The sequence below is a fragment of the Marinomonas rhizomae genome (assembly GCF_003315485.1).
GTDB classification, from domain to species: domain Bacteria; phylum Pseudomonadota; class Gammaproteobacteria; order Pseudomonadales; family Marinomonadaceae; genus Marinomonas; species Marinomonas rhizomae.
Window position 1 is genome coordinate 290,590 of sequence record NZ_QNSE01000001.1, and the last position, 12,302, is coordinate 302,891.

The 12,302-nt window shown below is 40.6% G+C and carries 9 protein-coding genes; 2 read left to right on the forward strand and 7 right to left on the reverse strand.

Features of this window, described 5'->3' with window-relative positions; all coding sequences use genetic code 11:
- Positions 1–400 precede the first annotated feature (400 nt).
- The 7 genes from DFP80_RS01350 to DFP80_RS01380 all read right to left on the reverse strand — a co-directional run bounded on the left by DFP80_RS01350 (position 401) and on the right by DFP80_RS01380 (position 10,849).
- Positions 401–2,665 carry a TonB-dependent receptor gene (locus DFP80_RS01350; RefSeq protein WP_113915013.1) on the reverse strand — a complete coding sequence of 755 codons (2,265 nt, stop codon included), beginning with the start codon at positions 2,663–2,665 and terminating at the stop codon, positions 401–403.
- 110 nt (positions 2,666–2,775) lie between these two features.
- The gene (locus DFP80_RS01355) at positions 2,776–3,738 is read right to left on the reverse strand and encodes a siderophore ABC transporter substrate-binding protein (protein WP_113915014.1); all 963 of its coding nucleotides are present in this window, start codon (positions 3,736–3,738) and stop codon (positions 2,776–2,778) included.
- A gap of 10 nt (positions 3,739–3,748) precedes the next feature.
- A complete protein-coding gene (locus tag DFP80_RS01360) occupies positions 3,749–4,510 on the reverse strand; it encodes an iron ABC transporter ATP-binding protein (RefSeq protein ID WP_113915015.1) in 762 nt (253 codons plus the stop codon).
- Entirely contained in the window at positions 4,507–5,457 is a 951-nt protein-coding gene (locus DFP80_RS01365; RefSeq protein WP_113915016.1) for an iron chelate uptake ABC transporter family permease subunit, read from the reverse strand. Before DFP80_RS01365 ends, DFP80_RS01360 begins: the two co-directional genes overlap by 4 nt.
- Positions 5,454–6,395, reverse strand: coding sequence for an ABC transporter permease (locus tag DFP80_RS01370; protein WP_113915017.1), 942 nt, complete (start codon positions 6,393–6,395; stop codon positions 5,454–5,456). The genes DFP80_RS01365 and DFP80_RS01370 overlap by 4 nt, the downstream gene beginning before the upstream one ends.
- 122 nt (positions 6,396–6,517) lie before the next feature.
- The gene (gene basC / locus DFP80_RS01375; RefSeq protein ID WP_113915018.1) at positions 6,518–7,852 is read right to left on the reverse strand and encodes a putative histamine N-monooxygenase; all 1,335 of its coding nucleotides are present in this window, start codon (positions 7,850–7,852) and stop codon (positions 6,518–6,520) included.
- A 33-nt stretch (positions 7,853–7,885) separates the two neighbouring features.
- Complete coding sequence (locus tag DFP80_RS01380) at positions 7,886–10,849, reverse strand: condensation domain-containing protein (RefSeq protein WP_113915019.1); 2,964 nt, start codon at positions 10,847–10,849, stop codon at positions 7,886–7,888.
- A gap of 183 nt (positions 10,850–11,032) precedes the next feature.
- Between DFP80_RS01380 and DFP80_RS01385 the strand changes: the two genes are divergently transcribed.
- Together DFP80_RS01385 and DFP80_RS01390 are read left to right on the forward strand one after the other, a co-directional pair.
- A complete protein-coding gene (locus DFP80_RS01385; RefSeq protein ID WP_113915020.1) occupies positions 11,033–11,296 on the forward strand; it encodes a hypothetical protein in 264 nt (87 codons plus the stop codon).
- A gap of 61 nt (positions 11,297–11,357) precedes the next feature.
- Positions 11,358–12,266, forward strand: coding sequence for an isochorismatase (locus DFP80_RS01390; RefSeq protein WP_113915021.1), 909 nt, complete (start codon positions 11,358–11,360; stop codon positions 12,264–12,266).
- Positions 12,267–12,302 lie beyond the last annotated feature (36 nt).

Consider the following 12,302-nt stretch of genomic DNA (forward strand, 5'->3'; position numbering starts at 1 on the left):
ATTAAGACAAAGGCGGCATTATAACGAGGTAGGTTGGGATTTTATAGTATTGATAATTGTTTTTATTTGCGTTTGTGGCCTAAACCGTAAAACATCAGAAATTAATGCTGTAAGGGCTGATTAAATTGGTCTTTAACATTTCTGAAAAGTCTTCTATGTTTTTGGCTTGGCCATTTCTGAGTTTATATATCATTTAGATCTTCCTTGTAGTGAGTGTGTTTGACGTGATTTAAGGATAGTTTTTTTTAGGGTAGGACCCCTCCCTTAGGTAGTGGAATATCTAGCTAATTACCATGTATAAAAAAGGCCAATATGAATCTCATATTGGCCAAATGAAAGTCGCCAGTACCTTTGATGACGACACAGTTATTGCATTTTAGGGGAGAATGATTTGTTTACATTAAAAATCCATGCTTGCTGACAGTGTCAATGAGCGACCTTCAACAAGGCCTAGGTCATTGTAGCTTGCAGTTGTCCAAGCATCTTTATCCATTAGGTTGTTGATATTGGCCCTGATCGTGAGAGGTCGTTGATTAACCGAAGTCACGTAGCGTGCCCCTAATCCAAATATAGTGTAACCAGGAATAGAGCGTTCATTATCATTTTCAAGATACTGTTTGGATAAGCTGTTGGCATTAACTATTAATGTTAGATTTTCTACAAACGGGGTGTCCCATTCAGCTCCCAATTTGGCTTGCCACTTTGGAACGCCTGCAGACTGATTGTCGTCGTTATCTCCGTCTTCTGTAGATGTTAAGTCTGCCTCAACATGTGCTAGACCACCCATTAAGCGTATATTTTCAACAGGTGTGCCAAAAAAGCTCCATTCAACACCTCGGTTACGCTGTTCACCATAGTAACCAAAAATGTTGGTGTCAGCATCGGTATAGCTGCTAGGCTTTTCAATTTCATAAATACTAACAGTGTGTGTGAAGGTGCCTCTATCAAGTTTTAGACCCACTTCTTTTTGCTTGGTTTTATAAGGAGAAAATATTTCTCCGCTGTTATCTGCAGTGGTTGGGGCTGTGTCGCCCTCGCTTAACCCTTCTATGTAATTAGTATAGACAGAGAGGTTATCGGTCAATTTAACCAGTAGAGCTGCAGATGGCGTGATGGCACTCTTGTCGTACTTATCGTTTACGAGTAGAGTTCTTGAGCCTCGCGACATATAGCCAGTACTTTTTGTTTTCACCTGTTGATACCGTGCTCCTAAAGTAAGCTGATACTTATCCTCGGCAAACGACAACGTATCTGCAAGCCCATAACTTGATAAGGTGGTTTTTGTTGTTGTCTCTGAAATGGCAGTGACAGCTTGGGCGTCAAAATCAGGCCTTGACCCCCACACTGTGTTATAGATATTTGTACTATATGTACCTGAGAGCCTTTTTGCGTGAAGATTATACTCTTCTTCATAACGAGTAATATTTGTAGCTATTTGATGGTTCACGGTGCCTGTTTGGAAGTGGCCATTTAAACCCATTTCTAGGGATGTTCTTTGGTTGTCATCATCAACACCACCAAGTGTTGTATCTATGTCTCCAGCAGAGTTGGTTACTTCAGCCTTGTCTGCACTGATACCAATGTAATTCCATTTGGTTATACCAGCCGCGGCGTAAGCTGTCACCTGGTCATTAATATCAAATTCGCCACGCACCATGGCTCCCTTAGTTTCGTTTTCATAAAAATTCCAGCTAGGGTTTAGTAGGGTGTCGTTAGAAGGCGGACTTGGGATATCCAGCCCAGTCGCAATGGTTATCCCCCTTGTTGGAGCATCAACATTTTCTTTAGTGTGATAAATGTCAGCGGATAAGCGAACTCTATCTGAGCGCCAATCTAACGCAATAGCGCCTAATTGAGTCTCGTTTTCTTGGTTGTCGATTGTACCATCACCGGATAAATATGCTCCGTTCACTCGAACGCCAAATTGTTTGTCTTGACCATAGCGACGACTTATATCGACACTACCGCCTACTTGAGAATCGGATACGTATTTGGTTGTTAATCGAGTTAGAGGTTCTTCCCCTGCACGTTTGGTGACTAAATTTACGGACCCACTTATTGATCCACTAGGAGACATTCCATTAAGCATTGCAGAGGGACCTTTTTGCACATCAACACTTTCATACATCTCAGTCGCGCTGCGATAGTACGGTGCCATCCCTACTAAGCCGTTAACCGTTGCATCATTACTATTAAAACTGAATCCTCGGATAGAATAGCTTTCTCTGCTTTCTCCACTTGTGTTAGTGCTATTGACTGAAGGGTCTGTTGCGCTGATAACATCAGAAATATCACTCGATTGTTGGTCCTGAATGTATTTGTCTGTATAGCTGATGGCGCTAAATGGGTTGTCTAGGGTGTCTTTGTCCCCCAAGAAACCTGCATGGTTTGTTTCGAGAACTTGTCCATCACTGCCAGAATAGACAGGTTTTTTTTCACGAGAATCTTCTACCGTAATTTCTGGAAGAGCAACCGTTGAAACTGTGCTGTTGTCTTCTGTCTCTGTATTGGTTTCTGCATACATGGACGGGCTATATAAGAATACCGTTCCTGCAGTTATACCAGCATAGATTGCATTCTTTGCTGCGTGTCGAGTAAAGAATAACTTATCCTGACCGTTTTTTTCAGCCTTCCTTTCATTGCTTAAATATAGAGAGGAGCACATATAAACATCCTATTGTTTTGATTAAAAACCCAATCCAAATTTAATAATATCAAAATTGATATTATTAATGCAAATGATAATCGATATTATTTAAAAATAATAAAACTGTTCTAATTTTCTTTATAGCCCTTGGCTATATCATTAAGCATGATATTTATTGCGGTAGGGCTTGCTGCCGCAATATACCAAGCGTCGGCATCGACAAAAATCACATGCCCATTTTTCCAAGCTTTGGTTTGACGAAGTAGCGGATTGCTGATGTTGTCAGCTGTTATTATTGCACGACGTTCCATAACCGCTGTGCGGTCTACTATATAGATGATGTCTGGATCTGCTTGTTTAATGAACTCGCTAGAAATAGGCTGACCGTGAAGTCCTGTCTCTTCGGTGCTATTTGCTGGCTGAACACCTAACTCATTAAAGATGAAACCATAGCGTGACTGCTTTCCAAAGCTACTAAAAGAGCCATTGTTGTGTAGGACAACAAGTGCTTTTTCTGGTCGGTTTCGTGTTAGTTGTCGCAGTTCTTTGACTTTGCTGTCTAGCTCTGCAGACTTTTCTTTCGCTAATTTTTCTTTGCCGAAAATTTTTCCTAAAGTTAGCAAATGGTCTTTTATTTTTGATATGTGGTTATTGGCGGTTGTGTTGAAATATATTGTTGGAGCAAACCCTGATAGCTCCTGATAATTCTTTGCATGCAGAGGTGTCATCAAAATTAAATCAGGCTTTAGGCCATGTACGCGCTCCATATTGGGTTGAACGATAGCACCTAAATCTTCTATCTTTGAATCGCTTTTATATGCGGCAAGATAATGAGGTATAAAATCTTTTGCCATTCCTGCGACAGGAATATTAAGTTGATCCAAAAAATCGACTTCATTCATATCGAGAGCAGCAACTCGTTTCGGACGATGATCTATAACCGCGGTGCCAAGTTCGTGTTTAATGGTTATTGGTGGAGTTAGTTTGTGCGACACTTCTGTCACTTCAGCTGTTTTTTCTTCACATCCCTGTAATGAAATAACCAGCAATGCGCTAAGTCCTAAAATCCATTTTCTATTTTTCATTTTCATATTTATCTCCTTAGAGGTTGAAATAGTTGCAAAGGCAACCGTGCTTACTTCGAATGATCTCAAAATCAAGTTCGTACAAACTTTTGAGATTAGTTTCTGTTATTACTTGTTCTGAGGTTCCGTTAAATTTAAGAGTGCCATTTTTTAAAGCAATAATATGGTCAGAGTAATTTGCGGCAAAATTGATATCGTGTATGACAAGTAATACAGTTCGGCCTTGTTCATCACATAGGCGACGTAGAGCTTGCATTATTTGCACGGCGTGCCTCATGTCTAGATTGTTTAAAGGTTCATCGAGCAACAAAACGTCTGTTTTCTGGGCTATAGTCATGGCTAAAAAGGCCATTTGTCGCTGTCCGCCACTTAACTCATCTAAATAAGAGTTTCTTAGATGTTGTAGGTCTAAAAACTCGATCGATTCTTCGATAATTTTTTTGTCGTCTTGAGTTAGGTGTCCCCTGCTGTAGGGGAAGCGGCCAAATGAAATTAGTTCTTCTACGGTTAAGCGTAAGTTGAAGCCTGGTGATTGGCGTAGGGTAGCAACTCGGTGAGCGTACTCTGCCGTCTTTATGTCGCTGATTTGGCGGCTATTAAAGGAAACGTGGCCGCTGCTTGGTTCCAGCAGTTTCGCTATTATCATTAGAAGAGTCGACTTTCCTGCTCCATTTGGCCCAATCAACGAGGTGATGCCCGCCGTCGGGAATGTTAGGCTAATGTCTGTTAGTACTGATTTTGTCCCATATACTTTATTAAGGTTCTGAACAGTGATCATGCGGTGCCTCTGGTGCGAACAATTAGTGCAAGAAAGTAGATGCCACATACAAGGTTGACAAGAATACTGACGCTGGTTTTATAGTTGAATATGTGCTCAACGAAGAGCTGGGCGACTAAAAATATAATAAGAGAAACCGCAAAAGCGATGGGGATGACAGCTTTGTGTTTGTTACTTCCAGCAAGGGCGTAAGCTATATTTGCAATGAATATGCCCATGAAGCCAGTGGGGCCTATTAGGCTTGTTGATACTGCAACGAGAACAGCAATTAAAGCTAAATACAATCGGATGTATTTAGGATGATCGACTCCAAGAGACATGGATTGTTCTCGACCAAGCGACATCACATCTAACACTGGCAATGTTTTTCTTCCCATCCATAAACAAATGGTTACTACTACCCCCCCAGAGATAAGCGTTTCAGGTTTAGAGCGGTTAAATGAGGTGTAGCTTAAGCCCTGAAATATAGAAAATTCACCTGGGCTAATGCTGAGCTGAATGAATTGCGTGAAGGTTGCTAATACGGTTGTTAATACTAGACCGAATAGTAACAACATATAGATATTATTTTTACATCTAGGTAAAAGCCAATAATGCAGAGCCCATGAATATATCAGCATAATGGCAATCGATATGATGAAGTTTCCGCTAATATTCAATATTGTCAGTCCATGGGCGCCTAGCATAAATAGTAAGAGTGCTTGCCACAGTAAATAAACGGACTCATAACCCATTATAGATGGAGATAAAATACGATTACCTACAATAGTTTGGAATAATATGGCTGATACTGCTAAGCAAATACTTCCAAGGATAATGGTCGAGAGGCGTAGTAAACGGTTAGGAATTAGATAATCAAAGTCGAAGCTTGAGCCTATAAAAGTAAAAAAGCACATCAGCAAAAGGATGAATATAAAAGAGCCCCATATTTTCATAGTTGTACTCATTTAATTCCCCTTAATATTAATATAAGGAACATTACGCCACCTACGCCACCTGCGGTTAGGCCAATAGGTACTTCAAATGGGTAAATAACTAAGCGCCCTAAAATATCGCAAAGGATAAGCAGGCAAGCGCCTCCTAAGGCAACAATGGGTAACGTTCTCGATAAATTTTCTCCATATTTTAGGGCGACTAAATTTGGAATGACCAGACCTACAAATGGAATCGTTCCAACCGTGATTACTGATGCTGAGACAGTTATCGCGACAAGTATTAGGCCTATGGCTGCTGTGCTGGCATACCCCAGTCCTAAGCTAGAGGACATCTCTTCCCCCATCCCTAGTACAGTAAAGCGGTGGGCGTAAAGGTAGGCCAAAATGATGACGGGTAAGATGATATAAATAAGCTCGTAATGCTCTTGGACTACTCTTGAAAAGTCTCCTAGTAACCATCCTTGCATGCTTTGTAGAATATTATTCTTATAAGCATAAAACTCAGCTATTGAACTTAATACACTTCCGTACATTAGCCCTAATACGGGGATAAGTACGGTGTTTTTGAACTCAATGCGATTAATGATGGCAATAAAAATGAGACTGGCAGCCAAGCAAAAAAGCATAGCAAATATCATTTTAGTACTGGTGTTAGCTTCAGGTAGCATGGTCAGTGAAATTAATAGCCCAAGTTTTGCTGCATCCAACCCCCCTGAAGTAGCTGGCTCAACAAACTTATTGCGCACAATATGCTGTAAAATAACACCACTAATAGATAGTCCTATGCCTGTCAGTATAAGGGCAATTAACCTTGGTATACGACTTGCCGTGAGAGTGAGCCAAGCATCTTTTGAGCCATCTAATAAATCAGACCACGCCAGTTGTTGTACTCCAATGGTAAGCGATGCTATGCAAAGCACCATAAATAAAATGGATAACCGTAATATCATTTGAAATATGCTTTATTTGAAAGTGGAGTTATTGAGCATAATTATGAAACCACTTTATTATGACAAAGTGGTCCACCTAATTTAGTTTTTGATTAAGTGATCTTCATACGTAAGTTTAGATTTTATGAGTCAAGGATTGCTCCTTCAGGGATTCCATATTGCTGAAATGACGTGTTTTTTTGAAGGCGATATATTTCCCGTTTAGCTAATTGGTTAATAATTGCTCCGTTGCGGGAAGCTCCAACACCGAGATCTGGAGAAGCAACGCTTTGCTGGAAAATTTCTGCGTTTTGTATGAAAATTTTACCTAAACCTTTGTCGCATCGTTGGGCGGTAAAGTCTTTTTGAACAATAAAGTCATTGTTGCTATCGACCGCTAGAACGGAGCCTTTCAACTGTTCTAGCCACTTTGGCCATTTGTGAACATATCCGACGGCGGCAATGACAGCATTGGTTTCTATTGTAAAATTTTGATCCAGCTGAGTATGCCTACATTTTATGTTCAATTTACTAGATTGACTGGTGTCTTCAATCGAATTGACTTGGCAGTTGGGGTTTAAATAAAGTCCTGAATGTCGCCCACCAATAGAGCGTTCGTATAGAAGGTCATAAATATCAGCGATTGTAGAGCAACTGATGCCTTTAAATAGCAAACCTTGCCCTGCTGCAATTTTACGTCGTTGTTCTCTTGATAGGTCTTGGAAGTAACTCATGTAGGAAGGAGTAAAACACTCTTGCCCAAGTTTTGAATATTCCATTGGGTGGTAGCCTGCAGATTGCGTTATCCAGCGGATAGATGCCCCGTTTTCTACTTGTTCAGGAGTCAGCAGCCTAAATAAGGCTAATACACACTCGGCAGCACTTTGTCCTGACCCAATAATAGTCACATTTTGGCATTGAGTTAGTTTTTCTTGCAGTTGAGCAAATTCTGAAGCATGTTTAACCAAAGGGTGGTGGCAACTCTCCAGCCATTTAGGAATATTTGGTGTAGTGCCTATGCCAATAGCAATGTTGGGGCTGGTGTATTGTTTTATTTGCCCCGACGCAAGCTCGCTATGGATATTAAAGGAGTCCTTTTCTTCATCATAAATGACCTGAGTAACGTTCTCTCCAAAATGGCAGTTTTGTAACTGATTAGCCGCCCATCGACAGTAATGGTTGTATTCTATTCGCGGAATTTGGAAGTCTTCATAATAGTAAAACTGATATAAACGATTATGTTGATGCAAGTAACTTAAATAGCTCAGTTTATGACTAGGGTCGGCCATAGTGACTAAATCGGCAAAGAATGGCACTTGCAGAGTTGTGCCGGGCAGCAAAAGGCCATGGTGCCAGTGGAATTCAGGTTTTTTCTCTAAGAAAACTGACTGTATGTCTCTCACTGTTGAAAGTAAGGCAGCTAAACCTAAGTTGAAAGGTCCAATACCAATACCAATAATGTTTGTTTTCCCTGCCATGTTAAATAAACCTCCAATGTAAAATATATATCGTTAAATAGAATGAACTGGCTGTGTTTTTTGATCAGCTGCTTTATCTGCCACCTTGGTTGCTTTTAATAACTTTTCTACGTTCTCTATGTTGCGACATTGAAAAACGTCATTAGCTGATAGTGAGGTTGAAAAATCTGCATTCAGACGCTTTAAGATGGTCTTAAGGTGGTGAGGCCTAAGTCCCATATTGATAAAGCTTGTTTCTTTAGGTGGGGCGTCTTTTGGGGCTATGCCAATCACTTCAGTGTAAATAGAAAATAATTGCGCTTGAAGGGAGAGACTGGCGCTGTTTGTGTAGAAGTTACAATTTTTATTACGAAAATCCTGATTTTGGGGAAAGCATTGCTTAGCAACAAAAGAGAACTCGTTTAAATGGATTATTTGACTTAAAGCTGTGTCAATGGCAGTAAGAAGATTGTCTATTGCGGTGACGTCTATAGCGTCACAAGCGTAATCAATGCTGAATACCAACGCTCCATCTTGCTGCGTTGTAAAGCGAATATCCATTGCGACTTGCGGTGTTTGTGTTAGACCAGATTTTAGATGCATTGGGTGTGCATCAGATAGTGAAGGCCAAGATAGTCCGTTGGTTATTACGATAGGGAGTACTGGTCCTGAACCGCACTTTTCAAACAAGGTACGAGCCAAGTCTACCCCCGAAAATGAAAGGTGTTGCAGGCCCTCTAGAATATCAGATTGAAGCTTTTTAGCTTGCGAGCTTACATTATTCACATTGGCTTGCCATGCAAGGGCAATGAACGTTGAATGATTAGACAAAGCCCCAGAATACATAGGTAACACTGGTATCGCTACGTGTATTGAGCGATTTTCGGACCAATAGGCCAATAGTTCTAAGACGACAGACATTATGGATGAGTTTTTGAACAGGCCTTGTTTGGCTCCAATCTTAATGAGTTGGCGATATTCGATAGGATTGATGATTACACTTTTTCGGGCAAATTTTGAAACTCCAACAGTGTCTAATGGCACCATCCAAGGAATTTGAGGTGTTGTGTCAATCGAAGAAAGTTTATTTGTCCAATATGTTATGTCGGATTTACGCTGTGCCGAGTCGTGATCGTTTAAGGGCTCAAGTGTTTGTTTCTTGTCAGGGGTTGGTGGTTCAATAGGTCCTGTTTCAAATAATTCGACCATTAGAGCAGCGATAGACCGACCATCTAAAATCAATGCGTCGAAGCGAGTAAACACTGTCAATAGTTGGTCTGTTAAGTAAAAAATAGTGACATTCCAAGGTGAAAAATTAAGATCAAATAGGCTGTGACTATAAATGTTTCGGTAGTTTTCGATATAAGTTGTAGCTGCTTGAGATGATTGTTGGCTTAAGTCAATCTCTTTTAGGTTGATTGTCACGTTGTCAGTGACTACTTGCATTAATTTGTTGGTGTCAATATAAGTGCGAAGGCTTTTGTGACGTTGAACCATGGAGGCAAGTCGTTTTTTAAGTACTGTTGCGTCAAAGTGGCCGTGGTATTCGCGAAACTCCTGCATGGCAACACCGCCTAAAGGAAGTTGTGTTGTGCGGCCTAATAAGTATGCTTTTTGTATGGCAGATAAGGGAGTTGCTGTATGGGCTTCAGAGTCAAGGGAGTTGTAAGCTATTTTGCTTTCAGGCTCATTGTTGTTTGATGTGAAAGCTCCTAAGCGATCAAAGCTTTTATTTAATAGCTCAGGTGTTGTGCATAGTTTTTTCAGTAGTTTGGTAAAGTTTTCAAAAATCGTGTTAACCCAATCTAAAGGCAGTGCATCTAATCGAATATCCCAATTTATTAATAGGCCCCCATCGAGACGAACGGCTTGGGCATCAAGTGCCACTTGCGGGCCTTGTGACACACTCCAGTTCATTGCTCCAAAAGTGTTATGTACAGATTCTGAAAATAACTCGCCCTCTGCCATATCCAATGCCGCAGTAAAAACGATGGGGGCATTTTGTGCTGTGCCATGATAGCGAGAGAGGTCTCTCATAACATTGACCCCAGGGTAGTGAGAGTGCTCTAGCAACTCGATCATTTGCGTTGCAATACTGCGAACTAGTGACGATAGATTTTTGTGCTGAGTAATATTTACGTTGAGCAATACAAAATTGGCAAAATCACCAACACATCGATTCGTCTCTGGTAATAAGGGTTCTCGCCAAAAAGTGGGGATATTAAGTCTAAAGCATTTATCGTTTGTTGCTTTACTTAAGCTGAATGCAAAAATCCCTAATAGAAGATTTGATAGTGTGACCTTATTGTGTCGTCCGAGTCGCTGTAGGTGCTTTAATTCTTCAGGTGCGATTATGGCGCGTAAGCAATGACTTTTAATTTGCTGTGAGTTTATGTTGCTTATTGGCAGTGATGGAGTTGGGGCAATATATGGAAGACGAGATTGCCACCATTTTCGATCTCTGCTGTTTAATTTTTTAAGGTCCGTATTAGATCTTATGGTGTTATGCCACTCAAAGAAGGAAGGGGCTGGAGTAAAAATTGCCTTGCTGTCTAGATAGAATAGTGTGAGGTCCTCCATTACACGGCGAAAACTGGAAGGGTCTATCGCAATCATATCTGTATCAATGTGTAGGCGGAAATTATTATCGCCAAGTAGGCTTACAGAAAATCTTGCTGTCTGTCCGTTACTTAGATCTAGTTGTTGGTGTGTCCATTGCTCTCTTTTGTGTAACAGATATTTCTGCTGCTCCTCGGAAGATAAGTGAGTCAGATCATCGACTTCTAAAAGAGAATGGGTTGAGTGTGTTTTTATCTCCGCAATACCGTCTAAACTCAAAGAGAGTCTTAATATAGGGTGTTCTAGATAGACTCGCTGAAGCGCTGACTCTAGATTGCTTGGGTGAATTCTTTGACCATCAAATTCCGTATAAAGGTGAGCTGCTACACCGCCTAAATAATCTGAGTCGGTTATGCGTCCAAACCAGCATGCTGCTTGCATAGGGGTTAATTCATTCATTATGCGCTTACTCGGTTGACAAAATAAAACAGATACGTAATCTTACATTCAAATGATAATGATTCCTAGTAAGTTTTTGATAATTGTTATTATTTGTTGTGTTTTGTTAATTTTGAGTGTCTAAGGGTATTTGTAAGATCTACGCTTGGGTTGCTTAACTGATGTTTCAGAGGATTGAAATATATGGCCAAAAAACTTATTGGATACCATTGTTGGCCTGAAAGTAAGTCTCATCAATGCTGTGAAAAGGATTACTGGATTGGCCTTTCCTTGATTCGTATCTTATCTAGGCAATCTGAATTCATTCTTCTGTTCTGCGTCCTTTCGTTAGTCCATATCTTTATGTTGAGTTTTCAAGGTGTTCTTGGTGTTCCTGAAAGTGATGTAGGAATTATCTTTCGCGCAGCTCTTGTTGTCATCGACGACACTCCTCTTAGGAAAAACTGATAGAAAAGTATTACTTAGCCTATAAATACGTTAAATAAATTAAAATTTTAAGTGAGTAGATGTGACTATTAAACAGATCTCTGATTACCCGATGCCTAGTATTTCAAACTATCCAACCAATAAGGTTGACTGGCAAATTGACGCAGAGCGGGCAGTTTTGCTTATTCATGATATGCAAGCGTACTTTTTAAGCTTCTATGATCCAAAAGGACCGTTAATAGCGACAGTAATACAAAACTTGAAGCGATTACGTGAATGGGCCTATGCGAATAATGTACCTGTAGTCTATACCGCTCAACCTTATGAGCAGTCAGATGAAGATCGTGCTCTCCTTAATGCAATGTGGGGGCAGGGGTTGTCAGCATCTACCGCTGATCAGCAGCTTATTATTGATCAATTAACGCCAAATGAAAATGATGTCATTTTGACTAAATGGAGATACAGCGCGTTTTCTCGCTCTGACTTGCGTGAACGTATGCAGGGGTGGAATCGTGATCAGCTTATTGTTGGAGGGGTGTATGCTCATATTGGGTGTATGATTACATCTGTAGATGCCTTTATGAATGATATACAGCCTTTTCTAGTTGGCGATGCTGTGGCAGATTTTTCTGAAGAAGAACATCATATGGCTTTAAAGTACGTTTCATCTCGTTGTGGCAAAGTAGTTGACGTTGATTCTTTGGTTCATGCTGACGATCAGGGAATTACTCAAGAATGGCTATATGCGAAGGTCCAGCAACTGATTGAGGAGGATGAGGAGCTGGATCCGGATGAAAGCCTTATTGTGTATGGTTTGGACTCGCTGAAAATTATGCAGTTTGCTTCAGACCTTAAGGCTAACGGTATTGCGATCAGCTTTGAAGAGATTGCTCGTAATCCGACCTTATCAAATTGGTGGGCTATGGTTCAGGATCGTCAAATAAACACTTCTGCTGCAAAAGAGGCGCCAGTTTCTGTGCTGGATTTATAGTGCTTACGCCTTGGTCGTGTTGATGGGTGTGCTGAA

Excerpts from the sequence above, each read along its gene's own strand:
- DFP80_RS01350 (WP_113915013.1), bottom strand. The coding sequence starts at position 2,665 with ATGTGCTCCTCTCTATATTTAAGCAATGAAAGGAAGGCTGAAAAAAAC.
- DFP80_RS01355 (WP_113915014.1), bottom strand. The coding sequence starts at position 3,738 with ATGAAAATGAAAAATAGAAAATGGATTTTAGGACTTAGCGCATTGCTG.
- DFP80_RS01370 (WP_113915017.1), bottom strand. The coding sequence starts at position 6,395 with ATGATATTACGGTTATCCATTTTATTTATGGTGCTTTGCATAGCATCG.
- basC (WP_113915018.1), bottom strand. The coding sequence starts at position 7,852 with ATGGCAGGGAAAACAAACATTATTGGTATTGGTATTGGACCTTTCAAC.
- DFP80_RS01380 (WP_113915019.1), bottom strand. The coding sequence starts at position 10,849 with ATGAATGAATTAACCCCTATGCAAGCAGCATGCTGGTTTGGACGCATA.
- DFP80_RS01365 (WP_113915016.1), bottom strand. The coding sequence starts at position 5,457 with ATGAGTACAACTATGAAAATATGGGGCTCTTTTATATTCATCCTTTTG.
- DFP80_RS01360 (WP_113915015.1), bottom strand. The coding sequence starts at position 4,510 with ATGATCACTGTTCAGAACCTTAATAAAGTATATGGGACAAAATCAGTA.
- DFP80_RS01385 (WP_113915020.1), top strand. The coding sequence starts at position 11,033 with ATGGCCAAAAAACTTATTGGATACCATTGTTGGCCTGAAAGTAAGTCT.